The following is a 25,551-nucleotide window of genomic DNA, read 5'->3' as shown; positions in this document are numbered from 1 at the left end:
AGGCTATCATCTTACCCGGGGCGTCTCAACGAAAAGCCCCCGCGGCGTGGCCGCAGGGGCTGCGTCTTTAGTCGCGCTCGCCGATCCGTCCGAGACAACCGTGGAGATTGCGGCGAGTTCTGGCAACGCTGTTGAGTTGAGCGCGCGGATGCCGACGGCAATCCGCGAAGATCAGTTGCTCAGATTGCTCGAAATGATGTCGCCGAACAGCTCCCACTTCTCGCCCTTGAACCGCATCAAGCGCAATTGCTTGATCGGCGCGAAGTCGGTCGCCGAGGTGTTGATGCTGATGCCCGGCAGCAGCGTATCGGGGACATAGTCCCTGAGGTTCGCGGCCTGCTTCATCACATTGGCGCGGGTGAGGTCGTCGCCGCACATCTCCAGCACCTTCGCCATGGTCTGCGCGGCGGCGTAACCGAACGAGGTGGCGCCATCGAGCTTGTTGGCGTCAGGATAATCCTGCTTGAGGAAAGCGAGGAATTTCTGCATGCCGGGATCCTTGTCCCATTGCGGGTCGGCGCCGTCCTTGAGGTAGGCCGCGGACAGTATGCCCTGCGAATTCTCGAAGCCGGCCGGCTGGATCACGCCGCCGACCGAAGCCGAGACGTTGGTGAGGATCTGCAATGGCGTCCAGGCGATCTCGGCGGCCTTCTTGATCGCCTGCGCCGCGAATTTCGGCGACGTGATGCTGATGAAGGTGTCGGCTCCGGCCGCCTTCAGCTTGACGATGTGACTGTCGATCGCGGGTTCGGAGGTTTCATAAGCCTCCTCGGCGACGATCATCGATGCCTTGTCGCCGAAGGCGTCCTTCAATCCCTTGAGGTAATCCTTGCCGAAATCGTCATTCTGGTAGAGCACGGCGACCTTGGCATCGGGCTTGTGCTTCATGATGTACTTTGCGTAGACCCGCGCCTCGTCCTGGTAGGACGGCTGCCAGCCCATGGTCCATGGATAGTTCTTGGGGTCGTTCCACTTGGAGGCGCCGGAGGCGATGAACAGCTGCGGCACCTGCTTCTCGTTCATGTATTTCCGGATCGCCGCATTGCTTGCGGTCCCGACCGAGCCGAACAGCAGAAGCACCCCGTCGCTCTCGACCAGCTTGCGCGCCTGCTCCACCGTCTTGGGCGGCGAATAGCCATCGTCATAGGTGATGAACGTGATCTTGCGGCCGCGGATGCCGCCGGCCTCGTTGATCATCTTGAAGTAGGCCGCCTCGGTCTTGCCGATCACGCCATAGGCCGAGGCAGGACCGCTGTAGGGCACGATGTTGCCGATCTTGATCTCGGTGTCGCTGGCCCCGGTGTCGTAGGTCTTCTGCGCCAGCGCGACGTTGCAGCTCGTCAGGATCAGAGCGAATGCGGTCAGGAGCGCCGTCAGGGACGGACGTGCGGCAGTCATGGCTTCCCCACCTCGGGTTCTTCGTCTGCAGTATTCAATACCATCGGCGCAGGGCGTCAACAAAAAGCCCCCGCGATGGGGATCGCGGAGGCCTGTCGTTTATTCCCGCAGTGCAACGTCACTCTGAGGGGACATCGCCGGAAATGATGTCGCCGAACAATTCCCACTTCTGGCCCTTGAAGCGCTGCATTTGCAGCTGGGCGATCGGGGCGAAGTCGGTGGCCGAGGTGTTGATCTTGACGCCGGGCAGCAGGGTATCGGGCGTGAAGTCCTTCAGGCTCGCCGCCTGCTTCATGACGTTGGCGCGGGTGAGATCATCGCCGCACATTTCGAGCACCTTGGCGAGCGTCTGCGCGGCGCCATAGCCGTAGACGTAGCCGCCGTCGGTCTTGTCGGCGCCCGGCATGTACTTGTCGAGAAACTCGGCCCACTTCTTCATGTTCGGATCGTTCGCCCACTGCGGATCGGCGCCGTCCTTGGCGTAGGCTGCCGACAGCACGCCCTGGGCGTTGTCGAAGCCGGCCGGCTGCATCACGCTGCCGACCGAGGCCGACACGTTGGTGATGATCTGCAGCGGCTTCCAGCCGAGCTCGGCGGTCTTCTTGATGGTCTGGGCGCCGAATTTCGGCGTCGTGTAGATCAGCAGCACGTCCGGATTGGCGGCCTTGATCTTGACGATGTGGCTGTCGATCGACGGCTCGGATATCTCGTAGCTCTCCTCCATGATGATGCTCGTGGCGGCCTTGGCGCCAAAGCCGTCCTTGGTGCCCTTGAGGTAGTCTTTGCCGAAGTCGTCGTTCTGATAGAGGATCGCGACCTTGGCGTCGGGCTTCTCCTTGATCAGCCACTTGGCGTAGATCTGCGCTTCGCTCTGGTAGCTCGGCTGCCAGCCCATGGTCCACGGGAAGTTCTTCGGATCGTTCCACTTGGTGGCGCCGGTGGCGACGAACAGCTGCGGAATCTTCTTGGAGTTCAGGTATTTCTGGATCGCGGTGTTGGACGGCGTGCCGAGCGGATTAAAGACCAGCAGCACCTCGTCGCTCTCGACCAGCTTGCGCACCTGCTCGACCGCCTTGGGCGGTGAATAGGCGTCGTCATAGCTGACGAAATTGACCTTGCGGCCGTTGATGCCGCCGCGGTCGTTGATCATCTTGAAATAGGCTTCTTCGGTCTTGCCGATCACGCCGTAAGCGGAGGCTGGTCCCGAATAGGGAATGATGTTGCCGACCTTGATCTCGGTATCGCTTGCGCCGGTGTCGTATTTCTTCTGGGCGAATGCGGCGGTGGACGTCACGGCAACAGCCGTGATCGCCGCGGAAATCGCGGCGATCCGTACGGTAGAAAGCATAATGTCTCCTGGTTTGGTTCTAAAGATTCTTAGTTTTTCTTGAGCTTTGCGGCCAGTTGCTGGGCAACGATCGCAACCTGCCTGGCGCCGTGCGGCACGAGGAAGATGACGAGGAACAGCAGCACGCCGAACACAGCGCCGGAGAGGCCCTTGGAAATGCCTTCGGCAATGTTGGGCACGAAGATGATGAAGGCGGAGCCTACGATCGAGCCGGGCAGCCAGCCGACTCCGCCGACCACCATGCCGAGGAACAGCGAGATCGCGAGCTGGATGGTGTAGCCGTCGGGCGCCACGAACTGCACCGCGATGGCGCCGAGACCGCCGGCAACGCCGGTGATGCCGGCCGAGACGCCGAACGCCAGCGTCTTGTACAGCGCGACGTCGACGCCCATCGCGGACGCCGCGATCTCGTTGTCGCGGATCGCCATGAAGGCGCGGCCGGAGCGCGAGCGCAGCAGGTTCACCGAGGCGAGGTAGATCGCGATCGAGACCGCCAGTGTGAAGTAGTAGAGCCACATGTCCTGCGACAGCGGCAGCCCGAACGGGGCGTCCGGCTTGGTCACCACGAGACCCTGCACGCCGCCGGTCCAGTGCTCGAAATAGCCAAGCTTGAGCAGCTGCGGCATTGCCGTGGCGAGCGCGAAGGTCGCGAGCGCCAGATAGACGCCGCTTAGCCGCAGCGCCGGCTGGCCGAACAGGAAGCCGAAGCCGAAGCAGATGATGCCGGCGATCGGCAGCGTGAGGGCATAGTTCATGCCCGCATGCTCCATCAGGATCGCCGACGTATAGGCGCCGACGGCGTAGAACGCGCTCTGGCCGAGCGAGAACTGGCCGCTTCCGCCGGTCAGGATGTTGAGCGCCATTACCGCGAGCGCGTAGATCAGAAGCATCGTCATCTGGAAGATGATGAAGTTCTTCACGAACAGCGGGATGATGATCAGCGCGGCGAGCACGGCGAGCGAGGTGCCGTAGCCGAGCGTCATGGCACGCTTGGGCACGGCCTCGACGGCGGGGGCTTCTGTGACGATTTCTTCAGCGGCGCTCATGATCAAACTCGCTTGACGATGGCGCGGCCGAACAGGCCTGCCGGTTTCACGACCAGGACGACGATGATCAGCGCAAGCGCGATCGGAAGTTTCAGCTCATTGCCGACACCGGGGATGTAGGTGCCGACCAGGTTCTCGAAGATGCCGACCAGGAAGCCGCCCATCACGGCGCCGAACGGCGAGGTCAGGCCGCCGAGCACGGCTGCGGCAAAGCCGTAGATCAGCACGCCGAGCATCATGTTGGGCTCGAGGAACACCACCGGGGCGATCATCATGCCGGCGATCGAGCCGATCGCGGACGCCATGCCCCAGCCGAGCGCGATCATCCACGAGGTATTGATGCCGACCAGCCGGGCCGATTCAGGCAGCGAGGCGGCTGCGCGCATCGCAAGACCGACCCGGGTGAAGCGGAAGAAGAAGAACAGCAGGAGCAGCATCAGGAGCGTGATGCCGATCATGCCGGCCTGGTGGGTCGAGATCAGCTGGCTGCCGAGGAACGGCGAGGAGCCGAACGGCGTCGGGTACTGCTTGATGGTGAAGTCCCAGATCAGACCGGCGACCGAGTTGATGATCGCATACAGCGCGATGAACCCGGCGACGTTGGTCAGGATCGGCGCCTTGGCCAGCGGCTTGAACAACAGCCGCTCGATGACGATGCCGGCTGCGAACGAAAAGGCGACGGTGAGCACGAAGGCGCCCCAATACGGCACGCCCCATTGCATCAGCTGCCAGGACACGAAGGTCGAGAACATCGCCATTTCGCCCTGGGCGAAGTTCAGATGGTCGATGGCCTGGTAGATCATCACGACCGCGAGCGCCATGCAGGCATAGATCGCACCCGTGGCGATGCCGGCCAGGACCTGGTTGGCAAAAAGCTCCATTGTGCCAGCTCCTCAGTAGCCGAGATAGGATTTACGGACGTCTTCGTTGTTCGCGATGTCCTTGGCATTGCCCGACATCACGATCCGTCCGGTTTCGATCACATAGGCCTGGTCGGCGAGCTCGAGCGCGAGCTGCGCGTTCTGCTCGACCACCAGGATGGTCACCTTCTCCTCGCGATTGATTTTGCCGAGGATGCGGAACAGGTCGCGCACGATCAGCGGCGCGAGGCCGAATGACGGCTCGTCGAGCAGCATCAGGCGCGGCCGTAGCATCAGCGCACGCGCCACCGCGAGCATCTGCTGCTCGCCGCCGGACAGCGTGCCGGCCTGCTGGGTGTAGCGCTGCTTCAGCACCGGGAAGTGCTCGTACATCCGCTCGATGTCGGAGCCGATCGCCTTGGTGTCGGAGCGGCTGATGGCGCCGAGCTGCAAATTCTCCTCCACCGTCATGTTGGTGAAGGTGCCGCGGCCCTGCGGCACGTGGGCAATGCCGAGGCGGACCACGTTCTCGGTCGAGCGCGTGCCGATCGGCTTGCCCTCGAACTCGATCGCGCCGGTCGAGCGCACCATGTTGCAGATCGCCCGCAGCGTGGTGGTCTTGCCGGCGCCGTTGGCGCCGAGCAGCGTGGTCAGCGAGCCCTCGTTGAGGGAGAAGCTGAGGCCGTGCAGGGCCTGGACCTGGCCGTAATAGGCGCGCAGGTCCTTGACGTTGAGCATCGCGGTCATTGGTCCTTGCTCCCCAGATAGGCCTTGATGACGTCGGGGTCGGCCTGGACCTGGGCCGGCGTGCCTTCGGCCAGCTTGCGGCCGAAATTGAGCGCGACGACGTGGTCGGCGATCGACATCACGAGACCCATGTGATGCTCGACCAGCAGCACCGTAATTTTACGGTCATCGCGGATTTTGCGGATCAAATCGCCGAGCACATAGACTTCCTCGTGATTGAGGCCGCCGGCCGGCTCGTCGAGCAGCAGGATCTTCGGATCTGCGGCCAGGGCGCGCGCCAGCTCGACGCGCTTCTGGGTGCCGAACGGAAGCCCCGAAACCACGGTGTGGGCGACGTCCTCGAGATCGAGATAGCCGAGGATGTCGTGCACCTTCTTGTTCATGTCGTTCTCGCCGCGGCGAACCCAGGCGAGGCGCAGCGAGTCGCTGACGATGTCGCTCGAGGTGCGGGCATGCGCGCCGACGCGCACATTGTCGATCACGGACAGGTTGGGAAACAGTGCGACGTTCTGGAAGGTGCGGCCGATGCCGATCTCGGCGATCCTGTGCGGCGGCCGCGAAAGGATGCTCTTGCCTTCCATCAGGATGTCGCCGGACGACGGCTGGTAGAGCCGCGACAGGCAATTGAACAGCGTCGTCTTGCCGGCGCCGTTCGGCCCGATCAGGCCGAGGATCTGTCCATGGCGCATGTCGAACGACACGCCATTCAGTGCGATGATGCCGCCGAACACGACGCTGACGTCGCGAACCGCGAGCAGGGGATCATTCCCCTGCGCGAGCTGTGCCTGCGTCATCTCGTCTCGCCCGCCGTCTTCGAGCGGTGCGAGCGGTCCTGCGATGCGTTTCGCTGGACGTGATGGAGGCTATCTGATCCCCTCGGCCAAACGTGCAACTTTCCCTCCTACTCTGGTCTTTTTGCGTTCTTCTTTTTTGGATTGCGGCGCCATTCCACCGAGCGCCTGCTCGATGTTCCTTACCATCGCGACAAGACGAGGTCCAATGTCGTTGAGCAATCTATCTTCCGTGAAGCGGAATGCCGGCGCGCCGCAATTAAAGGCGTAAGGACCGGTTCCGTCGTTCAATCTCAATGCAACGCCAACCGCGGCGACGTCGTTCTGCCAGTCGCCGGTCGACATGGTGAAGCCGTGCTTCGCCACCGTCTCGCCGGAGCGCTCGATGCCGTCGCGCATCTTGGCCCAGCGGCTGCCATAGTGATCGCGCAGCTCGCGTAATAAAGCCGCACGCTCTTCGGGTGGCAATGCCCAAATATAGGCACGTCCCATTGCGGTGGTTGCGATCGGCACCCGCGAGCCGACGTCGAGTTGCACGCCGAGCGCCAGGCCGTTCCGGCTCTGACCGAAATAGATCATGCTGTGCCGATCGCGGCCGCCGACCGCGACGGCGCCGCCGGTCGCGCGCATCACTTCTTCTCGATAGGGCTCGGACAAATGCCGAACGCCGAGATTGGCGAGCGCGGCATAGCCGAGCGCCATCGCCGACGGCGCGAGCTGGTACTTCTCGAATTTCGGTACAGGTGTAAGGTATCCCAGCTTGGTCAGCGTGTAGGTGAGCCGGGAAATGGTTGGCTTCGGTAACTTGGTGCGGGCGGCAATCTCCTGATTGCCGAGCAGCCCGTCGTTGGGTTGAAATGCGCGCAGGACGTCCAGTCCGCGGGAAAGCGCGACGACGAAATTGCGATCGGTCGCTACCTTCTTGCCAGCGCGCTTCATCCCTATCCTTGTCCTGCCCTTGTTATGCTCGTTGACAAGGCTCGTGCTTCAAAATAACCCTCCGTGTCAAGATGTGGAATTAAATTTCGCAGTGCGAAATTGGTCTAATCGTAGCGGCTCAACGCAAGTCGTGCAGCTACTCAACACAAGTTCAAGAACAAGCATCCAGGGAGAGTCCCGGTGAGTGAAGTCGTCAAGCTCGAACGTCATGACAATATTGCCGTCGTCACGGTTAACAGTCCGCCCGTGAATGCGCTCAGCGCTGCGGTGCGCGGCGGCATCTTCGAGTGCATCAAGGCTGCGATCGATGACGCGCAGGTCCAGGGCATCGTGCTGACCTGCGCCGGCCGCACCTTCATCGCCGGCGCCGACATCACCGAATTCGGCAAGCCGCCGAAGCCGCCCGGTCTCGCCGAAGTGCTGAGCCTGATGGAGAGCTCGCCGAAGCCGATCATTGCCGCGATCCACGGCACCGCGCTCGGCGGCGGCCTCGAGGTTGCGCTGGCCTGCCACTATCGGGTCGCCACCAAGGACGCCAAGCTCGGTCTGCCCGAAGTAAAGCTCGGCCTGCTGCCGGGCGCCGGCGGCACCCAGCGCCTGCCGCGTGCGGTCGGTCCCGAGCTCGCGGTCAAGATGATCGTCGGCGGCGATCCGATCAGCGCGGACGCGGCGCTGAAGGCCGGCCTGATCGAGGAGATCGTAGAAGGTCCGGCGTCGGGCGGTGAGGCATTTGCGCGCAAGGTGGTCGCCGAGAAGCGTCCGCTGCGCAAGCTGCGCGATGACGACAGCAAGCTCGCCGCGGCCAAGGCCGATCGTTCGATCTTCACCAATGCGGTCGCTGCGCTGACCAAGAAGTCGCGCGGCCTCGAGGCTCCGTTCGCCGCCGCCGACGCCGTCGGCGCCGCGATCGACCTGCCGTTCGACGAGGGCCTGAAGAAGGAGCGCGAGGGCTTCCTCAAGCTGATGAACGGCGACCAGTCCAAGGCGCAGCGCTACGCCTTCTTCGCCGAGCGCGAGGCGGCCAAGGTCTCTGGCGTGCCCGAAGGCACCAAGGGCCGTAACGTCGCGCGCGTCGCCATCCTCGGCGCCGGCACCATGGGCGGCGGCATCGCGATGTCGTTCGCCAATGCGGGCATCCCGGTCACCCTGATCGAGACCGGCGAGGAGCAGCTCAAGCGCGGCATGGGCATCATGCAGAAGAACTACGAGGCGACCGCCGCGCGCGGTGGCATCCCGGCGGACGCCCCCGCCAAGCGCATGGCGCTGATCAACGGTGTCGTCGGCATCGAGAACGTCGGCGACGCCGATCTCGTGATCGAGGCGGTGTTCGAGACCATGGCGGTCAAGAAGGAAGTGTTCGGCAAGCTCGATCAGTACGCCAAGCCGGGCGCCGTGCTGGCCTCCAACACCTCCTATCTCAACATCGACGAGATCGCGCAGTCGACCAAGCGTCCGCAGGACGTGCTCGGCATGCACTTCTTCTCGCCGGCCAACGTCATGAAGCTGTGCGAGATCGTGCGCGCCGACAAGACCGCGCCCGATGCGCTGGTGACCGCGGTGTCTATCGCCCGCAAGATCGCCAAGGTGCCGGCCGTGGTCGGCGTCTGCGACGGCTTCGTCGGCAATCGCATGCTGGCGCAGCGCGGCAAGCAGTCCGAGAAGTTGCTGTTCGAAGGCGCGCTGCCGCAGCAGGTCGACGCGGTCGTCACCAAATTCGGCATGCCGATGGGCCCGTTCGCGATGGGCGATCTCGCCGGCCTCGATATCGGCTGGCGCTCGCGTAAGGACCGCGGCATCAAGTCGGAGATCGCCGACGCGCTCTGCGAAGCCGGCCGTTTCGGCCAGAAGACCGGCAAGGGCTACTACAAGTATGAGCAGGGCTCGCGCGCGGCGCTGCCCGATCCGGAAGTCGAGAAGCTGATCGACGAGACGCTGGCGCGCCTCGGCCGCAAGAAGCGCGTCGTCACCGACGACGAGATCCTCGAGCGCATGATGTACCCGATGATCAACGAAGGCGCGAAGATCCTCGCCGAGGGCATCGCGGCGCGTCCGTCGGATATCGACGTGGTCTGGCTCTATGGCTATGGCTGGCCGATCTATCGCGGCGGCCCGATGTTCTGGGCCGACAGCGTCGGCCTCAAGCACATCGCCGATCGCCTGGCGTTCTACGCCAAGGAGACCAACGATCCCTCGCTCGAGCCGGCGCCGCTGCTCAAGAAGCTCGCCGACGAAGGCAAGACTTTCGCTTCGCTCGCCGCGGCGTCGAAGGCGGCGTGATTGGTCGAAGGCCTCACCATGTGTCGTTCCGGGGGCATCGCGTAAGCGATGAACCCGGAACCCATGGTGCCCCGGCGCGTGCCGCCTGATGGATTCCGGGCCTGGCCCTTCGGGCCGTCCCGGAATGACGACGTCTAGAGCATGATCCGGAAGGGTGGAAACCGGTTTTCCGAAAAGATCATGCTCAAACAAGGAGATGAGATCATGATGCGGTTTGCATCATGATCTGGAGTCCCAGCGAAGGCATCGATGACCTATCCCGGCGAACAATATTATCCACCCGGCGTGAAGTGGAGCGACGAGATCACGCGCGGCACGCTGCCGGATCTGCTCTCCAACGCTGCCGCCGAGTTCGGCGCACGCCCGGTACTTGAATTCCGCGACCGCCAGATCAGCTACAGCGAACTTGAGTCCCTGGTCGAGACCGCGGCTGCCGCCTTCATGCGGGCGGGCTACGGCAAGGGCACCTCGGTCGCCCTGTTCCTCGGCAATTCGCCCGATCATCCGATCAATTTCTTCGGCGCGCTGAAGGCCGGCGCCCGCATCGTGCATCTGTCGCCGCTCGACGGCGAGATCGCGCTGTCGCACAAGCTCTCGGACTCCGGCGCGCGCGTGCTGGTCACCAGCAATCTCTCGGCGCTGTTGCCGACCGCGCTGAAGTTTCTCGACAAGGGCTTGCTTGATCGTCTGATCGTTTGCGAGGACGACAATTGGGGCAAGGTCGGTACGCCGCAGACCGCGCTGCCCGATAATCCCAAGATCATCACCCACAAGCAGTTCATCGAAGGCGCGACCAGGCCGGCGCAATGGCCCGCGGTCGACGTCGAGGACGTCGCGCTGCTGCAATATACCGGCGGCACCACCGGCCTGCCGAAGGGCGCCATGCTCAGCCACGGCAATCTCACCGCGGCGGTCTCGATCTACGACGTCTGGGGCAAGCCCGGACGGCTCGAACGCAACGCGATCGAGCGCGTGATCTGCGTGCTGCCGCTGTTCCACATCTATGCGCTGACCGTCGTGCTGCTGTCGGTGATCCGGCGCGGCCATCTGATCTCGCTGCACCAGCGCTTCGACGTCGAGGCCGTGATGCGCGACATCGAGGTCAAACGCGCGACGGTGTTTCCCGGCGTGCCGACGATGTGGATCGCGATCGCCTCGCTGCCCGATCTCGACAAGCGCGATCTCTCCTCGCTGGTGGTCGCCGGCTCCGGCGGCGCGCCGCTGCCGGTCGAGGTCGCCAAGATCTTCGAGCGCCGCGTCGGCATGAAGTTGAAGAGCGGCTGGGGCATGACCGAGACCTGCTCGCCCGGCACCGGCCATCCCAAGGAAGGGCCGGAGAAGCCGGGCTCGATCGGGCTGATGCTGCCCGGCATCGAGATGGACGTGGTGTCGCTGGAGGATTCCACCAAGGTGATGCCGGTCGGCGAGGTCGGCGAAATCCGCATCCGCGGCCCGAACGTCACCAAGGGCTACTGGAACAGGCCCGCGGAGACCGCGGAGGCCTTCGTCGGCGACCGCTTCCTCACCGGCGACATCGGCTATATGGACGCCGACGGCTATTTCTACCTGGTCGACCGCAAGAAGGACATGATCATCTCCGGCGGCTTCAACGTCTATCCGCAGATGATCGAGCAGGCGATCTACACCCATCCCGCCGTGCAGGAGGTGATCGTGATCGGGATTCCCGACGATTACCGCGGCGAGGCGGCCAAGGCCTTCATCAAGCTGCGCGACGGCGAGAAGCCGTTCTCGATCGATGAATTGCGCGCCTTCCTCACCGGCAAGGTCGGCAAGCATGAGCTGCCGGCCGCGGTCGAATTCGTCGACGAGCTGCCGCGCACGCCGGTCGGCAAGCTGTCGCGTCACGAATTGCGCCAGCAACAGCCGAAAACATCCCAAGCCACTCAACAACAGACTGCAGGATCCCGTTCATGACCGACGCCGTAATCGTCTCCACCGCCCGCACGCCGATCGGCAAGGCCTATCGCGGCGCGCTCAACGCCACCGAAGGCGCGACGCTGCTCGGTCACGCGATCGGCGAAGCGGTGGTGCGGGCCAAGGTCGATCCGAAGGAGATCGAGGACGTCGTGATGGGCGCGGCGATGCAGCAGGGTGCGACCGGCGGCAACATCGCGCGCAAGGCGCTGCTCCGCGCCGGGCTGCCGGTGACGGTTGCCGGCACCACCATCGACCGCCAGTGCGCCTCCGGTTTGCAGGCGATCGCGCTCGCCGCCCGCTCGGTGATCTTCGACGGTGTCGAGATCGCGGTCGGCGGCGGCGGTGAATCGATCTCGCTGGTGCAGAACGACAAGATGAACGCGTTTCACGCCCAGGATCCGGCGCTGCTCAAGATCAAGGGCGAGGTCTACATGCCCATGATCGACACCGCCGAGATCGTCGCCAAACGTTACAACATCTCGCGCGAGAAGCAGGACGAGTACGGGCTGGAAAGCCAGCGCCGCACCGCGGCCGCGCAGCAGGGCGGCAAGTTCAAGGAAGAGCTCACGCCGATCACCACCATGATGGCGGTAACCGACAAGGCGACCGGCGCGGTCACGATGAAGGAAGTGACGCTGTCGCAGGACGAAGGCCCGCGGCCCGAGACCACGGCCGAGGGGCTTGCGAGCCTCAAGGCGGTGCGCGGCGAGGGCTTCACCATCACCGCCGGCAATGCCAGCCAGCTTTCCGACGGCGCCAGCGCTTCGGTGATCATGAGCGACAAGGAAGCGGCCCGGCGCGGGCTGCAGCCGCTCGGCATCTTCCGCGGCTTCGTCTCTGCCGGCTGCGAGCCGGACGAGATGGGCATCGGCCCGGTGTTCGCGGTGCCGCGGCTCTTGAAGCGCCACGGCCTCAAGGTCGACGACATCGATCTCTGGGAGCTCAACGAGGCGTTCGCGGTGCAGGTGCTGTACTGCCGCGACAAGCTCGGCATCGATCCGGAGAAGATCAACGTCAACGGCGGCGCCATTTCGGTCGGCCATCCCTACGGCATGTCGGGTGCGCGGCTCACCGGCCACGCGCTGATCGAAGGCCGCCGCCGCAAGGCCAAGTACGCCGTCGTCACCATGTGCGTCGGTGGCGGCATGGGCGCGGCCGGCCTGTTCGAGGTGTTGCAGTAAGATTGTCGTCCCGGCCAAGCGAAGCGCGAGCCGGGACTCATACGCCGCGGCCTTTGTAAGTGGCAGAGCGGCAGCCGGCTTTGCCAGTTACTATGGCCGGTGGTTATGGGTCCCTGCTTTCGCAGGGACGACAGCGAGAGAGAGTTAGAAGAGTAATTGAACTTCAAAAGGAGGATCCGATGGATCTCGCTTTCACCAAGGAAGAGATAGCGTTTCGTGAGGAGGTGCGGGAGTTCTTCAAGAACAACGTGCCGCCGGAGACAAGGCGCAAGCTGCAGGAAGGCCGCCATCTGTCGAAGGACGAGATGGTCACCTGGTGGCGCATCCTCAACAAGAAGGGCTGGGGCGTCACCCACTGGCCGAAGGAATATGGCGGCACCGGCTGGACCACCGTGCAGCACTACATCTTCAACGAGGAGCTGCAGTCCTATCCCGCGCCGCAGCCGCTTGCCTTCGGCGTCAGCATGGTCGGCCCTGTCATCTACACCTTCGGCAATGAGAAGCAGAAGAAGGAATACCTGCCGCGCATCGCCAGTGTCGACGACTGGTGGTGCCAGGGCTTCTCGGAGCCGGGCTCCGGTTCGGACCTCGCCTCGCTGAAAACCACGGCCGAGCGCAAGGGCGACAAGTGGATCATCAACGGCCAGAAGACCTGGACCACGCTGGCCCAGCACGCCGACATGATCTTCTGTCTCTGCCGCACCGACAAGAACGCGAAGAAGCAGATGGGCATCTCCTTCATCGTGTTCTCGATGAAGTCGAAGGGCGTCACCGTGCGCCCGATCCAGACCATCGACGGCGGCCACGAGGTCAACGAGGTGTTCTTCGATGACGTCGAGGTGCCCTACGAAAACCTGATCGGCGAAGAGAACAAGGGCTGGGATTACGCCAAATTCCTGCTCGGCAATGAGCGCACCGGCATCGCCCGGGTCGGCGTCTCGAAGGAGCGGCTGCGCCGCATCCGCGCGCTGGCCTCCAAGGTCGAGTCCGGCGGCCGTCCCGTCATCGAGGATCCGGCGTTCCGCGAAAAGCTCACCGCCTGCGAGATCGAGCTGAAGGCGCTCGAGCTGACCCAGCTCCGCGTCGTCGCCGACGAAGGCAAGCACGGCAAGGGCAAGCCGAATCCGGCCTCCTCGGTGCTCAAGATCAAGGGCTCGGAGATCCAGCAGACCACCACCGAGCTGCTGATGGAGATCATCGGCCCGTTCGCCGCGCCCTATGACGAGCACGGCGATGCCGGCTCGAACGAGAGCATGGATTGGACCGCGCAGATCGCGCCGAGCTACTTCAACAACCGCAAGGTCTCGATCTACGGCGGCTCCAACGAGATCCAGCGCAACATCATCAGCAAGGCCGTGCTGGGGCTTTGATTTTCTCTCCCTCTCCCCGCATTTGCGGGGAGAGGTGACGAGGTCCCGGTTTCGGTAACGACTTTCAGTTTAAGGGAACGAACATGGATTTTGATCTGTCCGAGGAGCAGCGGCTTCTCAAGGAAAGCGTCGACGGGTTGCTGGCGGATGCCTACGACTTCGATGCGCGCAAGAAGTACATGAAGGAGAAGGGCGGCTGGAGCAAAGCGCTCTGGGGCAAGCTCGCCGAGCAGGGCCTGCTTGGTCTGCCTTTCGCGGAGACCGACGGCGGCTTCGGCGCTGGTGCGGTCGAGACCATGATCGTGATGGAAGCGCTCGGCAAGGCGCTGGTGGTCGAGCCCTATCTCGCGACCGTCGTGGTCGCCGGCGGCTTCCTGCGCCATGGCGGCTCGGCCGAGCAGAAGGCCAAGCACATCCCGGGCATCATCGACGGCAGCAAGACCTTCGGCTTTGCCCAGCTCGAGAAGAACTCGCGCTACGACCTGTTCGACGTCGTGACCACGGCGAAGAAGAAGGGCGACGGCTGGGTGATCGACGGTGAGAAGTTCGTCGTGCTCAACGGCGAGAATGCCGACACGCTTGTCGTGACCGCGCGCACCAAGGGTGGCCAGCGCGACAAGACCGGTATCGGCGTGTTCCTGGTTCCGGCGGATGCCAAGGGCGTCACCAAAAAGGGCTATCCGACCCAGGACGGCCTGCATGCGGCCGACATCACCTTCACCAATGTCGAGGTCGGCGCGGACGCTGCCATCGGCGATCCCGAGAACGGCCTGCCGCTGATCGAGCGCGTCGCCGACGAAGCCCGCACCGCGCTGTGCGCGGAGGCGGTCGGCGCGATGGATCAGTCGCTGAAGGACACCGTCGAGTACATCAAGACCCGCAAGCAGTTCGGCGTTGCGATCGGCACGTTCCAGAGCCTGCAGCATCGCGCCGCCGACATGTTCGTGGCGCTGGAGCAGGCCCGCAGCATGTCGATGTTCGCGACCATGGCGTCGGATTTCAGCGATGCCAAGGAGCGTTCGTCCGCAGTCGCGGCCGCCAAGGTGCAGGTCGGCAAGTCGCTCAAGTTCGTAGGCCAGCAGTCGATCCAGCTGCATGGCGGCATCGGCATGACCATGGAAGCCAAGATCGGCCATTACTTCAAGCGGCTGACCATGATCGAGAACACGCTCGGCGACACCGACTACCACCTCCGTCGCGTCAGCGAGGGCGGCGGGCTGCTGGCCTGATCTCACAAACGTCATTCCGGGGCGCCGCATCGCGGCGAACCCGGAATCCATTTCATCACCAATGATGCGGCCCAATGGATTCCGGGTTCGCGACTGCGTCGCGCCCCGGAATGACGGCCCATCCGGGAGGCAACAACAATGAAGAACACCCCGTTCGATCTCACCGGCCAGGTCGCGGTCGTCACCGGCTCGAGCCGCGGCATCGGCCGCTCTTCGGCGGAACTGCTGGCGAAGCTCGGCGCCAAGGTCGTGATCTCCTCGCGCAAGGCGGACGCCTGCCAGAAGGTCGCCGACGGCATCAAGAAGGCCGGCGGCGATGCGCTCGTGATCCCCTGCAACATCGCACGCCGCAACGAGGTCGAGGCGCTGGTCTCCGGCACGATCAAGCACTACGGCAAGATCGATATCCTGGTCTGCAACGCCGCGGTGAACCCCTATTACGGCCCGCTGCTCGACATCACGGACGAAGCCTTCGACAAAATCATGGGCTCGAACGTCAAGAGCAACATCTGGCTTTCCGCGCTGGCGATCCCGCAGATGGCCGAACGCGGCAAGGGCTCGGTCATCATCATCTCCTCGATCGGCGGCTTGCGCGGCTCGACCGTGATCGGCGCCTACGGCATCTCCAAGGCCGCCGACTTCGCGCTGTGCCGCAGCCTCGCCGGCGAATGGGGGCCGAAGGGCGTGCGGGTCAATTGCGTCGCGCCGGGCCTGGTGAAGACCGATTTCGCCCGCGCGCTGTGGGAGGATCCGGACAATCTGAAGCGCCGCACCGCGTCGACGCCGCTGCGCCGCATCGGTGAGCCCGACGAGATCGCGGGCGCGGTGGCCTATCTCGCCTCCGACGCCTCGACCTTCATGACCGGCCAGACCATCGTGGTCGACGGCGGCGTGACCACGGCGGCGACCTAGTTTCTACGTACAGGATTCAATCATGGCCGGGCCCCAAGCCCGGCCATGATGCTTTTAAGGCCTCGCCTCAAACCTGCTCCAGCGCGCGCTGGAAATCCTCGATCAGATCGTCGGGATGCTCGAGCCCGGCCGAGAAGCGAATGAAGCCTTCGCTGATGCCGAGTTCGGCGCGCGCTTCCGGCGCCAGGCGCTGATGCGTCGTGGTGGCGGGATGCGTGACCAAGCTCTTGGCATCGCCGAGATTGTTGGAGATCCGCGAGATCTTCAGCGCGTTGAGGCAGCGGAACGCGCCGGCCTTGCCGTCCTTGACCTCGAAGCCGACCAGCGTCGAGCCGGCGCCCATCTGCTTCTTCACCGTCGCAGCCTGCGGATGATCCGCGCGGCCGGGATAGACCAGCCGGGTGACCTTCGGATGGTTGGCCAGTGCCTCGGCGATCTTCGCCGCGTTCTCGGTCTGCGCACGGACGCGGACGCCGAGCGTCTCCAGTCCCTTCAGCAGCACCCAGGCGTTGAACGGCGACAGCGACGGGCCGGTCTGGCGCATGAAATTATGGATGTGCTCGGCGATGAACGCTTCCGACGACAGGATGACGCCGCCGAGGCAGCGGCCCTGGCCGTCGATATGCTTGGTCGCGGAATAGACCACGACGTCGGCGCCGAGCGACAGCGGGCTCTGCCAGATCGGGGTCGCGAACACGTTGTCGACGATCAGCCGGGCGCCCCCGCTGTGCGCGATCTTGGCGATGGCGCTGATGTCGAGCACGTCGAGCGTCGGGTTGGTCGGGCTCTCCAGGAAGAAGGTCTTGGTATTCGGCCGCAAGGCGCGCCGCCACTGGTCGAGATCGAGTCCGTCGACCAGCGTCGTCTCGATGCCGTAGCGCGGCAGCAGATCCTGCACGACATAGAGGCAGGAGCCGAACAGCGCCTTCGACGCCACCACGTGGTCGCCGGCCTTCAGCGGCGCGAGGATCGCGGTGGTCACTGCCGCCATGCCGGTCGCGGTCGAGCGCGCGGCTTCTGCGCCCTCGAGCTCGATCATGCGGCGCTCGAACATCGCAATGGTCGGGTTGGAGTAGCGCGAATAGATGAAACCGGGATCCTGGCCCTTGAAGCGCGCCTCGCACTGCTCGGCGCTGTCGTAGACGTAACCCTGGGTGAGAAACAGTCCCTCCGACGTCTCCCCGAATTGCGAGCGGAGCGTGCCGCCATGGACGAGGCGGGTTTCGGGACGGAAGCGGGCGGTACCTTCAGATTCAGACATGTGACCTCCGAAGTGGCCATTTCCCTCGGAAATGGACACAAAAAAACCGGCCTGGAGAAACCTCCACAAGCCGGGATCACACTGTCCCCGGCCTGTTTAGCGACTTATTTAACGTGGCTGCAAGCCGGCCGGCTCAAATCACCACGGGATAAGTGCAGCTGATATTCCCTCGCGCCCTTTCCGTCAAGACGGTCATCGGATAACCGTAAAAGCCCATGTTTTGGGGCTTGATGGCCGCCTGGAGTATGATTTTGGGCCATCCTGAGGGACCCTGCCGTGTCGTTCACGCTGGAAGATGAATCCAACGGAATTCTGCCCGACCGCATGATCGCGGAGATGGCGGAGGCCGGCCTCATTCTGCCCGCCTATGACTTTGTCGAGAGCCAGATTCAGCCGGCGAGCCTCGATCTGCGCCTCGGCGACATCGCCTACCGCGTCCGCGCCAGCTTCCTGCCGGGGCCCGATGCCACCGTCGCCGAGCGGATCGACCAACTGAAGCTGCACGAGATCGATCTGTCCGACGGCGCGGTGCTGGAGACCAATTGCGTCTACATCGTGCCGCTGCTGGAGAGCCTCGCGCTGCCGCCGGAGATCGTCGCTGCCGCCAACCCGAAGAGCTCGACCGGACGGCTCGACGTCTTCACCCGTGTGATCGCCGACGGCACCCGCCGCTTCGACATGATCGGTGCCGGCTATCACGGTCCGCTTTATGCCGAGATCTCACCGAAGACGTTTCCGGTGCTGCTGCGCGAGGGCTCGCGGCTCAGCCAGGTCCGCTTCCGGATCGGCGAGGCGACGCTCTCCGCCGACGAGCTCGATGCGCTGCATGCTGCCGAACGCCTGGTCGACGCCGACGAGGCCGATCTCAGTCATGGCGTGGCGCTCTCGGTCGATCTCTCCGGCGAGAACTCGGGCGGCTTCGTCGGCTATCGCGCCAAGCGCCACACCGGCGTGGTCGATGTCGATCGCCGCGGCGGCTATGCGGTCGACGATTTCTGGGAGCCGATCAAGGCGCGGCCCGACGGCAGCCTGATCCTCGATCCCGGCGAATTCTACATCCTGGCGTCGAAGGAAGCGGTGCAGGTGCCGCCTGACTACGCCGCGGAGATGGTGCCGTTCGATCCGCTGGTCGGTGAATTCCGCGTCCACTATGCCGGCTTCTTCGATCCGGGCTTCGGCTATGCCGGCGCCGGCGGCAAGGGCGCGCGCGCCGTGCTCGAAGTGCGCTCGCGCGAGGTGCCGTTCATTCTCGAGCATGGCCAGATCGTCGGCCGTCTCGTCTATGAACGCATGCTCGAGCGCCCCGACGCGCTCTACGGCCAGCGCATCGGCTCGAACTATCAGGCGCAGGGCCTCAAGCTCTCCAAGCATTTTCGCGTGTAATTCCGCGAGTCGGATTTCGCGTCATTGTCCGCCGTCATTCCCCGCGAAAGCGGGGAATCCAGTACGCCGCGGCCTCTCCGATTGACTACAACCGTCTCTGGAATACTGGATCGCCCGATCAAGTCGGGCGATGACACCGAGTGTGTGTTGGTTGCATCGCATCGTCGGCGATGACACAGTCGCGTAAAACAACAAGCGGGAGCAAGCATGACCGGAGAGCAAGACGCGCGCGAAGCGCAGTGGCGGAAGTGGCGCAGCGTCGCCGATCTCTATCACGCCTTCTTCACCGGGCTGATCCTCACCGTGGTCACGCGGCGCGGCACTGCCGACGCCGCCGAGTTCGTCTTCCGGGTGTTTCGCCGCCAGCAGCAGGAGCGCTTCCTGCCCGGCCTGAAGAAGCTCGGCCTTGACGGCCTGCCGCCGGCGGTCGCGGCCGCGCAATATCACTATCTCTCCAACTGGATCGGCGGCGTGCACGTCGAATACATGTACGAGACCGACCGCAAGGCCTGGATCCGCTATCCGCCGCCGCGCTGGATCTGGAAGGGCACTGCGATCTGCGGCGTGCCCGGCGAGGTCTCGCGCGCGATGCTGCGCGGCTGGCACGCCAACAATGGTGTCGCGCTCGGCGATCTCAGGCTCGGCTTCGTCTGCACCAAGCAGAGCGTCGACGGGCAAGATGGCCTCGAGGGCTATTACTGCGAGTACGATCATCCGCTCGAACTGGACCAGCGCCTGGTGTTCGCACGCCATCTCGAGGCGCCGCTGTTTGATCCGAGCACCGCGCCGGCGCTGCCGGTCGACAGCTGGCCGCGTCAGCGGCTGGAGAAGGCCTATCGCAACTACGCGATGGAATATGTGAAGACGGCTGCGCCGGTCATCGTGCAGGTGTTCGGCCCCGAGGATGCGAGCTATCTGCTGCATCTGACCGGCAAGCTGATCGGCATGCAGTATTTCGACGAGGTCGCGCAGGCGCTCGGCGGCAGCCGTGGCCGTGCCACGGAATTTGCCGCATTCCTGCGCACGCTCTTCGCGTCGCAGGATGATGTCGCCGAGATCAGCGCGTCCGAAGGCCAGTTCGAGATCCGCCAGCAGGGCTGGAAGCTGATGGCCGATGTCGCCGATTATCATCCGGCCTGCGCCAGCGTGCTGACCGGGCTGTTCGAGGGGCTGGCGGCCGGCTGCGGACGGCACATTCCGGTGCATCTGAAGCCGAACAGCGCCGCCGGCGCGCCGTTCGTCTGGTCGATCGGCTAGCTCAGAGGTTCATCAAGCTTCACCTGCAATCGCGCAGGCCCCCCTTGCGTCCTGCGCACGTGGAATCCGCCGCTGCCATGGTAGGGAAACACCATGGCGCGGCTCCCCAGATCGCGCGTGGGAGTTGAAATGTCCGACCTCGGCCTCGCCGAAATACCTGTCGACGAACAAGAACGGCCGCTGCCGCCGCCGGTGACCAAGCCTGCGCGCAACGCGCTGCTCGACGGGCCGATTCTGCGCACGCTGTTGTGGCTGGCCTGGCCGAACGTGATCGCGCTCTCCGCGGGCACCTGCGTCGTCATTGCCGAGACCTCCTATATCGGCCGGCTCGGCGTCGAGTCGCTGGCGGCGATGGCGCTGGTGTTTCCCTGCGTGATCCTGACCATGACGATGTCCGGCGGCGCGATGGGCGGCGGCGTCGCGTCCGCGATCGCGCGTGCGCTCGGCGCCGGCCAGATCGAGCGCGCCTCGACGCTGGCGATGCATGCGCTGCTGATCGGCCTCACCTTCGGCGTCACGTTCATGCTGGGCATGCTGATCTTCGGTCCGCGCCTGCTCGAACTGCTCGGCGGCCGCGGCAATGTGCTGGCCCAGGCGATCGCCTATACGCAGGTCTTCTTCGGTGGTGCGATCCTGCCCTGGCTGATGAACACGATGGCCGGCATCCTGCGCGGCACCGGCAACATGAAGCTGCCGTCGACCATGATCCTGTCCTCGGCGGTGTGTCAGATCATCCTCGGCGGCACGCTCGGGCTCGGCCTCGGCCCGGTGCCGCAATTCGGCATGCGCGGCGTCGCCGCGGGCTCGCTGATCGCCTATTCGATCAGCATCAGCGTGATGGGCTGGTACCTGTTCTCGGGCCGCGCCCGCGTCAAGCCGAGGCTCAAGGGGCTGCGCGTGCAGTGGGCGATGTTCATCGACATCCTCAAGGTCGGCGCCGTCTCCTGCTTCTCGCCGCTGCAATCGGTGCTGACGATCTCGATCTTCACCCACATGCTGGCGCAGTTCGGCACCGCGGTGCTTGCGGGCTACGGTATCGGCGCGCGGCTCGAATTCATGCTGACGTCGGTGGCCTTCGCGGTCGGCATCGCCTCGGTGCCGATGATCGGAATGGCGGTCGGCGCCGAGCGCGTCGCGCGCGCCCGGCGCATCGCCTGGACCGCAGGAACGGTGTCGTTCCTTTCGGTCGGCGTGGTCGGCAGCTTCATCGCCGTGTTCCCCGACCTCTGGGTCAACTTGTTCACCAGCGATCCGCATGTGCGGGCGACCAGCCATCAATATCTTTCGACCGCCGCGCCGATGTACGCCTTCATTGGTCTGGCGATGTCGATGTATTTCTCCTCGCAGGGCGCCGCCAAAGTGCTGGGCCCGGTGCTGGCACAGACCGCGCGGCTGATCTTCATCGGCACCGGCGGCTGGTGGCTGTCGACCCACGAGGCGAGTGCGCAAAACTTCTTCGCACTCGCCGCCGCCTCGATGGGTGTGCTCGGCGTGCTCTCCTGCCTCAGCGTGATCCTGACGCGCTGGGGCAAGTCCGCGCCGGTCGCCGAGGCGCAGCCGGCGCTGTCGTAGAACGCGCGAACGGCAGCGTCACGCCGCGCTCTTCTCCCTGGCAGATTTCGCCTGCGCGGCCTGCATCGCTGCTGCGCCGAGGTCCATCTGCGCGGACATGTAGGGCGCGATCTCGTGCGGCAGCACGTCGGCGATCCACACCACAAGGCATCGCGCATCGCCCTCGGCGAACACCTGGACCGAGGCGGAATGCTGCTTCAGCCGTTCGCTCGTGATCGCATAGACCAGCCGTTGCCGCTTGTCGTCGCAATCGACCAGCGTCTCGCGCGCCACGGTGCCGTTACTGAAAGTGACGGTGCGGACGTCGCCGTCGAGCTGCGTGTCGGTGACGAAGCCCGGCACCAGCCGCGTATGCAACGCGCCGAAATCGCGCAGCGCGTCCCAGACGTGATCTGCCGGCGCGTCGATCGGAATGTCCTTGTGAATCGAAGCCATGGGGATTGGGTCCTTTTATGAATTGATCTCAGGTCGACACCGCCTCGACATTGTTGCCGTCGGGGTCGAGCAGGAACGCCGCGTAATAGGTCGGGCTGTAGTCCTTGCGGTGGCCTGCCGCGCCATTGTCCTTGCCGCCGGCCTTCAGGCCTTCGCCGTGGAATGTCTTGATCGCCTCGTGGCTCGGCGCGCGGAACGCGATGTGCGCGCCGCCTTGCGCCTTGCCCTTGTGCAGATGCAGCCAGAGCGCGGGTTCACCCTTCGGGCCGAAGCCGGCGCCGCTGTCGTCGCGCGAGCACAGCACGAAGCCGAGCGGCGCCAGCACCGCGGTGTAGAAGCGCACGCTGGCGTCGAGGTCGGCGACGCGCAATCCGATGTGGTCGTACATGATGAGGTCTCCAGTCATTGCGCGCGTCGACGGACGCGCGGACCGGAGCAACCTAGCTATTGCAGCGCAAGGCGTTCTTGGAGAATCTTGCGGTCGCCGCGGGAGGCCTGCCGGAACTTCAGCGGCGAGGCGCCGGCCGCGCGGTGAAAGCTGCGCACGAAATTGGAGAGATCGCCGAAGCCGACGTCGTAGGCGATGTCGGTGACCGGGCTGTCGTCATCCACCAGCCGTCGCGCCGCATGACGCAGCCGCGAGCGCACCAGATATTGATGCGGCGTCACGCCGAGCACGGCGGAAAACAGCCGCAGGAAATGGAAGCTGCTCAGCCCGGCCTGTTCGGCGGCATCGTCGAGATCGATCTGGTGATGCGAGTTGGCGTCGATCCACAGCGCCGCCTCGACGGCGCGGCGGCGATCGCGCAGGCCGGCGGTGAGCGGCTTTGCCTTGCGGTCGGATACGAGCTCGACAAGGCGGCTGGCGAGGATGTGGCCGACCTCGTCGAGGCCGACATCGCTGTTGCCACCTGCCGCCGTTTGGGCGAGCTCGCCGATCACCATCAATTCCGGCAGCGGCGGCACCGAGCCGACCTGCCAGACGTCCGTGCGGTCGCCGATCGTCTCGACCAGCTCCGGGTCGAGGAAGAACGACAGGCATTCGTCGCCGACCACATGGTCGTGCGTGCAGGTATATTCATCGCCGGGATGGCCGACCAGGATCGAGCCTGCCACCAGTTCATGGAAGCGGCCGCGGCAATGGCAGCCGAAGCTGCCGCTGCGCACATAGGACACCGAGTGGCAGGCGAATTGCTCGACGAACGGCTTGTCGCCGGGCTCCGCCGTGCAGCGAAACTCGTTCACGGTGATGCGATCGCGCTGCAACAGTGTGGTCCGGGTCATATCCCAGATTTAGGCTTGCGGCCGGGGCCGCGCAACGGGCAGCAGCACGTCGAACAGGGTCTTGCTGGCGGCCGGCTGGCCGCCTTCGATCGAGAGCAGCCGCCGCTTGGAGACGCTGCCGCCGTTCGGCGAGATCCGGTCCGGATAGTGGCCTGCCTCGAGCACCCGATGGCAGGGCACGATGATCATGAAGGGATTGCGGCCGAGCGCCTGCGCCACCGAGTAGACCGCGCCGGTTGCACGCAGCGCGCTGGCGACCTCGTCATAGGTCCGGGTCTCGCCGCGGGGAATGGCGCGCACGGTCTGGTAGACGCGCTGGTTGAAGGCGGGGATGCCGCTCATGTCGAGCGCAACCCCTGCAAGGTCACCATCGCCGCCACGCAGGGTCGCTGCGATCCCCTCGACCACGGCCTCGATCTCCTCGGGCGGCCGCATCTCGCGCGCATCGGGATAGAGCTGGAACAGCCGCTTGCGGGTTTCGATCTCGCGGAGCTCGGGAAGCTGGACACCGGCGACGCCGGCTTCGCCCCATGCGATGCCGCATCGGCCGACTGCCGTGTCGAAAATGGTGTACCCACGCCCCGCCATGACGCCACCAACCCCCACGAGCGAGCATACCATCGTCGCGGTCCGGCGCATCCGGAATCTTAAGGTTTAGTTAAGCATGTTGCGGCCGGCGCTGTGTGACCTCGGCAACGTCCGGTCACGCATCTTCCGGTCACGCATCTTAAAGGCTTTGCCCGCTATCTGGTCGCCGGCATGCTGCTCCAGAAGACGATCGACGGAACGATGACCAGCACGAGCGCCGAAGCCGCGCCTGGCAGCGCCGGCATGGTCGGGCTCGCGAGCGGGCGCTTGCATCCGCTGTTTGCGTTGCTGCTGCTGGCGCTGGCGATCCGCCTCGCGGCCGCCGTCTGGCCCAACGTGATCTATCCCGACGAGGTGTTTCAGTATCTCGAGCCGGCGTGGCGGATGCTCGGCCATGACGGCGTTTTGACGTGGGAATGGCGCGAGGGCATTCGCGGCTGGTTCCTGCCGACATTGATGGCAGGGCCGGTTGCGCTGGGTGACGCGATCGCGCCAGGTGGCGCGGGCGCCTTCCTGGTGCCGCGTCTGATCGCCGCATGCGCCTCGCTGTCGATCGTGGTCAGCGCCTGGTTCTTTGGCGCGCGGGTCTCGCGAACCCACGCCGTCGTGGCGGCGTTTGCCGCCGCGACGTGGTTCGAACTGGTCATGCTCGCGCCACACACATTGGGCGAGCCGCTGGCGACGGCGCTGATCCTGCCGGCGGCGCTCTTGATCACCGATGGTCCGTCACAGCGGCGTCTCGCGATCGGCGGTGCCTTGCTCGCTTTCGCCTTTGTCTGCCGCTTCCAGTATGCGCCGGCGATCGCCGTGCTGACCCTCGGGGCGTGCTGGATGCGCTGGCGAAACCTCGTCCCGCTGCTCGCCGGCGGGCTCGTTGCGCTGTTGCTTGCCGCTGCGATCGATCTTGCACATGGCGCCGTGCCGTTCGCCTGGCTGATCGCGAACATCAAGGCAAACCTCGTCCACGATCGGGCCGTCGAATTCGGCGTCTCGCCGCCCTCGGCCTATCTGATCGACTTCCTGACCGTGTGGTCGGTGGCGATCCTGCTGCCGCTCGCCGCGATCTGGCGCGGCTGGCGGCACGCGCCGCTGCTGCTGAGCGTCGCGCTGGTCAACCTCGTCTTCCACAGCCTGATCGTGCACAAGGAATACCGCTTCGTCTTCCTGTCGGTGGTGCTGTTCACCATCGTCGCGGCGATGGGGTCGGCCGATTGGGTGCAATGGCTGCGCGCGAAAGCCACGTGGCGCCGCTTTGCATTGCCGACCGTCCTCGGCGGCTGGGCGCTGCTGTCCGTGGCGCTGGCCGGTGCCAGCGAAGGCATGCGCGAATACTGGACGCGCGGCGTCGGCGCTGCGCGGCTCGCCGCCGAACTGCGCAGCGATCCGCAGATGTGCGGCCTTGCGCTTTACAACGTTCGCTTCCAGCAGCTGCCGGGGCGGGAACGATTGGTCGGCCCGGTGCCGCTCTATGCGTTGCAGCCCGCCGATCCGGTTGCCGAGATGATCCTGCCGCCGCTGCTGCTGCAGGCGACCAGGCCGGCCTTCAATCGCATCCTTGCGCGGCCCGAGGCCGCAGGCGATCTGCCGGCGGATTTTTCGCAGCAAAGCTGTGCCCGCGTCGGCTTCAGCGATGCCTGCATCTATGCGCGCGGCGGGAGCTGCGACGCGTCGGCCGCGACGGCCTTTGTCATCAATGACGTGCTCGTGAGGATGGGCCAGTAGCGGACCGCGGTGC

22 protein-coding genes and 1 riboswitch are annotated in these 25,551 nt (G+C 64.9%); of the genes, 10 read left to right on the top strand and 12 right to left on the bottom strand.

The window, feature by feature from the left end:
* Positions 1-171: 171 nt before the first annotated feature.
* The 7 genes from CK489_RS05015 to CK489_RS04985 all read right to left on the bottom strand — a co-directional run bounded on the left by CK489_RS05015 (position 172) and on the right by CK489_RS04985 (position 7,129).
* Positions 172-1,398: an ABC transporter substrate-binding protein gene (locus CK489_RS05015; RefSeq protein ID WP_095731501.1), complete on the bottom strand. Its 1,227-nt coding sequence runs from the start codon at positions 1,396-1,398 to the stop codon at positions 172-174.
* A 118-nt stretch (positions 1,399-1,516) separates the two neighbouring features.
* On the bottom strand, positions 1,517-2,746 hold the full coding sequence (locus CK489_RS05010) for an ABC transporter substrate-binding protein (RefSeq protein ID WP_095731500.1): 1,230 nt from the start codon (positions 2,744-2,746) through the stop codon (positions 1,517-1,519).
* Positions 2,747-2,775: 29 nt separating this feature from the next.
* Positions 2,776-3,792, bottom strand: coding sequence for a branched-chain amino acid ABC transporter permease (locus tag CK489_RS05005; RefSeq protein WP_050629577.1), 1,017 nt, complete (start codon positions 3,790-3,792; stop codon positions 2,776-2,778).
* Between the two features lie 2 nt (positions 3,793-3,794).
* Entirely contained in the window at positions 3,795-4,673 is an 879-nt protein-coding gene (locus CK489_RS05000) for a branched-chain amino acid ABC transporter permease (RefSeq protein ID WP_021076976.1), read from the bottom strand.
* 12 nt (positions 4,674-4,685) lie between these two features.
* Positions 4,686-5,399, bottom strand: coding sequence for an ABC transporter ATP-binding protein (locus CK489_RS04995; RefSeq protein ID WP_050406253.1), 714 nt, complete (start codon positions 5,397-5,399; stop codon positions 4,686-4,688).
* A complete protein-coding gene (locus CK489_RS04990) occupies positions 5,396-6,193 on the bottom strand; it encodes an ABC transporter ATP-binding protein (protein WP_095731499.1) in 798 nt (265 codons plus the stop codon). Before CK489_RS04990 ends, CK489_RS04995 begins: the two co-directional genes overlap by 4 nt.
* Before the next feature lie 69 nt (positions 6,194-6,262).
* A complete protein-coding gene (locus CK489_RS04985; RefSeq protein ID WP_050629579.1) occupies positions 6,263-7,129 on the bottom strand; it encodes an IclR family transcriptional regulator in 867 nt (288 codons plus the stop codon).
* 180 nt (positions 7,130-7,309) lie between these two features.
* On the opposite strand from CK489_RS04985, the gene CK489_RS04980 reads away from it, so the two are divergent.
* The 6 genes from CK489_RS04980 to CK489_RS04955 all read left to right on the top strand — a co-directional run bounded on the left by CK489_RS04980 (position 7,310) and on the right by CK489_RS04955 (position 16,036).
* Complete coding sequence (locus CK489_RS04980; protein ID WP_095731498.1) at positions 7,310-9,406, top strand: 3-hydroxyacyl-CoA dehydrogenase NAD-binding domain-containing protein; 2,097 nt, start codon at positions 7,310-7,312, stop codon at positions 9,404-9,406.
* A gap of 249 nt (positions 9,407-9,655) precedes the next feature.
* A complete protein-coding gene (pimA, locus tag CK489_RS04975) occupies positions 9,656-11,341 on the top strand; it encodes a dicarboxylate--CoA ligase PimA (protein WP_095731497.1) in 1,686 nt (561 codons plus the stop codon).
* The gene (locus CK489_RS04970; RefSeq protein ID WP_095731496.1) at positions 11,338-12,525 is read left to right on the top strand and encodes an acetyl-CoA C-acyltransferase; all 1,188 of its coding nucleotides are present in this window, start codon (positions 11,338-11,340) and stop codon (positions 12,523-12,525) included. Before pimA ends, CK489_RS04970 begins: the two co-directional genes overlap by 4 nt.
* A gap of 179 nt (positions 12,526-12,704) precedes the next feature.
* On the top strand, positions 12,705-13,895 hold the full coding sequence (pimC, locus tag CK489_RS04965; RefSeq protein ID WP_095731495.1) for a pimeloyl-CoA dehydrogenase large subunit: 1,191 nt from the start codon (positions 12,705-12,707) through the stop codon (positions 13,893-13,895).
* A gap of 83 nt (positions 13,896-13,978) precedes the next feature.
* Positions 13,979-15,124 carry a pimeloyl-CoA dehydrogenase small subunit gene (pimD, locus tag CK489_RS04960; protein WP_095731494.1) on the top strand — a complete coding sequence of 382 codons (1,146 nt, stop codon included), beginning with the start codon at positions 13,979-13,981 and terminating at the stop codon, positions 15,122-15,124.
* Positions 15,125-15,262: 138 nt separating this feature from the next.
* The gene (locus CK489_RS04955) at positions 15,263-16,036 is read left to right on the top strand and encodes an SDR family NAD(P)-dependent oxidoreductase (protein ID WP_095731493.1); all 774 of its coding nucleotides are present in this window, start codon (positions 15,263-15,265) and stop codon (positions 16,034-16,036) included.
* Between the two features lie 67 nt (positions 16,037-16,103).
* Here the strand turns inward: CK489_RS04955 and CK489_RS04950 are convergent, their stop codons facing one another.
* On the bottom strand, positions 16,104-17,297 hold the full coding sequence (locus CK489_RS04950) for an O-succinylhomoserine sulfhydrylase (RefSeq protein ID WP_095731492.1): 1,194 nt from the start codon (positions 17,295-17,297) through the stop codon (positions 16,104-16,106).
* Between the two features lie 75 nt (positions 17,298-17,372).
* Positions 17,373-17,452: riboswitch (SAM riboswitch) on the bottom strand.
* Positions 17,453-17,573: 121 nt separating this feature from the next.
* On the opposite strand from CK489_RS04950, the gene CK489_RS04945 reads away from it, so the two are divergent.
* From CK489_RS04945 to CK489_RS04935, 3 genes are all read left to right on the top strand, one after another.
* Complete coding sequence (locus CK489_RS04945; protein ID WP_050629586.1) at positions 17,574-18,680, top strand: 2'-deoxycytidine 5'-triphosphate deaminase; 1,107 nt, start codon at positions 17,574-17,576, stop codon at positions 18,678-18,680.
* Positions 18,681-18,887: 207 nt separating this feature from the next.
* The gene (locus CK489_RS04940) at positions 18,888-19,937 is read left to right on the top strand and encodes a hypothetical protein (RefSeq protein WP_050629587.1); all 1,050 of its coding nucleotides are present in this window, start codon (positions 18,888-18,890) and stop codon (positions 19,935-19,937) included.
* A gap of 129 nt (positions 19,938-20,066) precedes the next feature.
* Positions 20,067-21,509 (top strand): MATE family efflux transporter, encoded by a 1,443-nt coding sequence (locus CK489_RS04935; RefSeq protein WP_095731491.1) that lies wholly within the window; start codon positions 20,067-20,069, stop codon positions 21,507-21,509.
* Between the two features lie 18 nt (positions 21,510-21,527).
* On the opposite strand, the gene CK489_RS04930 is transcribed toward CK489_RS04935, so the two are convergent.
* The 4 genes from CK489_RS04930 to CK489_RS04915 are packed head-to-tail and all read right to left on the bottom strand — an operon-like array spanning position 21,528 to position 23,816.
* On the bottom strand, positions 21,528-21,944 hold the full coding sequence (locus CK489_RS04930) for an SRPBCC family protein (protein ID WP_050629589.1): 417 nt from the start codon (positions 21,942-21,944) through the stop codon (positions 21,528-21,530).
* A gap of 28 nt (positions 21,945-21,972) precedes the next feature.
* Positions 21,973-22,332, bottom strand: coding sequence for a VOC family protein (locus tag CK489_RS04925; RefSeq protein WP_050629590.1), 360 nt, complete (start codon positions 22,330-22,332; stop codon positions 21,973-21,975).
* A gap of 56 nt (positions 22,333-22,388) precedes the next feature.
* Positions 22,389-23,228 carry a helix-turn-helix transcriptional regulator gene (locus CK489_RS04920; protein ID WP_095731490.1) on the bottom strand — a complete coding sequence of 280 codons (840 nt, stop codon included), beginning with the start codon at positions 23,226-23,228 and terminating at the stop codon, positions 22,389-22,391.
* Between the two features lie 9 nt (positions 23,229-23,237).
* The gene (locus tag CK489_RS04915) at positions 23,238-23,816 is read right to left on the bottom strand and encodes a methylated-DNA--[protein]-cysteine S-methyltransferase (RefSeq protein ID WP_095731914.1); all 579 of its coding nucleotides are present in this window, start codon (positions 23,814-23,816) and stop codon (positions 23,238-23,240) included.
* Between the two features lie 171 nt (positions 23,817-23,987).
* On the opposite strand from CK489_RS04915, the gene CK489_RS04910 reads away from it, so the two are divergent.
* Entirely contained in the window at positions 23,988-25,538 is a 1,551-nt protein-coding gene (locus CK489_RS04910) for a glycosyltransferase family protein (RefSeq protein ID WP_095731489.1), read from the top strand.
* Positions 25,539-25,551: the final 13 nt, after the last annotated feature.

Origin of the sequence: Bradyrhizobium sp. UFLA03-84 (assembly GCF_002289535.1) — a bacterium.
In the GTDB taxonomy this organism is placed as follows: domain Bacteria; phylum Pseudomonadota; class Alphaproteobacteria; order Rhizobiales; family Xanthobacteraceae; genus Bradyrhizobium; species Bradyrhizobium viridifuturi.
Note: the sequence above shows the minus strand (reverse complement) of the source record. Positions and strands in the feature narration are given on the sequence as shown.

Coding starts and splice junctions, on each gene's coding strand:
- CK489_RS05015 (WP_095731501.1), bottom strand. CDS start 1,398: ATGACTGCCGCACGTCCGTCCCTGACGGCGCTCCTGACCGCATTCGCT.
- CK489_RS05010 (WP_095731500.1), bottom strand. CDS start 2,746: ATGCTTTCTACCGTACGGATCGCCGCGATTTCCGCGGCGATCACGGCT.
- CK489_RS05005 (WP_050629577.1), bottom strand. CDS start 3,792: ATGAGCGCCGCTGAAGAAATCGTCACAGAAGCCCCCGCCGTCGAGGCC.
- CK489_RS05000 (WP_021076976.1), bottom strand. CDS start 4,673: ATGGAGCTTTTTGCCAACCAGGTCCTGGCCGGCATCGCCACGGGTGCG.
- CK489_RS04995 (WP_050406253.1), bottom strand. CDS start 5,399: ATGACCGCGATGCTCAACGTCAAGGACCTGCGCGCCTATTACGGCCAG.
- CK489_RS04990 (WP_095731499.1), bottom strand. CDS start 6,193: ATGACGCAGGCACAGCTCGCGCAGGGGAATGATCCCCTGCTCGCGGTT.
- CK489_RS04985 (WP_050629579.1), bottom strand. CDS start 7,129: ATGAAGCGCGCTGGCAAGAAGGTAGCGACCGATCGCAATTTCGTCGTC.
- pimA (WP_095731497.1), top strand. CDS start 9,656: ATGACCTATCCCGGCGAACAATATTATCCACCCGGCGTGAAGTGGAGC.
- CK489_RS04970 (WP_095731496.1), top strand. CDS start 11,338: ATGACCGACGCCGTAATCGTCTCCACCGCCCGCACGCCGATCGGCAAG.
- pimC (WP_095731495.1), top strand. CDS start 12,705: ATGGATCTCGCTTTCACCAAGGAAGAGATAGCGTTTCGTGAGGAGGTG.
- pimD (WP_095731494.1), top strand. CDS start 13,979: ATGGATTTTGATCTGTCCGAGGAGCAGCGGCTTCTCAAGGAAAGCGTC.
- CK489_RS04955 (WP_095731493.1), top strand. CDS start 15,263: ATGAAGAACACCCCGTTCGATCTCACCGGCCAGGTCGCGGTCGTCACC.
- CK489_RS04950 (WP_095731492.1), bottom strand. CDS start 17,297: ATGTCTGAATCTGAAGGTACCGCCCGCTTCCGTCCCGAAACCCGCCTC.
- CK489_RS04940 (WP_050629587.1), top strand. CDS start 18,888: ATGACCGGAGAGCAAGACGCGCGCGAAGCGCAGTGGCGGAAGTGGCGC.
- CK489_RS04935 (WP_095731491.1), top strand. CDS start 20,067: ATGTCCGACCTCGGCCTCGCCGAAATACCTGTCGACGAACAAGAACGG.
- CK489_RS04930 (WP_050629589.1), bottom strand. CDS start 21,944: ATGGCTTCGATTCACAAGGACATTCCGATCGACGCGCCGGCAGATCAC.
- CK489_RS04925 (WP_050629590.1), bottom strand. CDS start 22,332: ATGTACGACCACATCGGATTGCGCGTCGCCGACCTCGACGCCAGCGTG.
- CK489_RS04920 (WP_095731490.1), bottom strand. CDS start 23,228: ATGACCCGGACCACACTGTTGCAGCGCGATCGCATCACCGTGAACGAG.
- CK489_RS04915 (WP_095731914.1), bottom strand. CDS start 23,816: ATGGCGGGGCGTGGGTACACCATTTTCGACACGGCAGTCGGCCGATGC.
- CK489_RS04910 (WP_095731489.1), top strand. CDS start 23,988: ATGCTGCTCCAGAAGACGATCGACGGAACGATGACCAGCACGAGCGCC.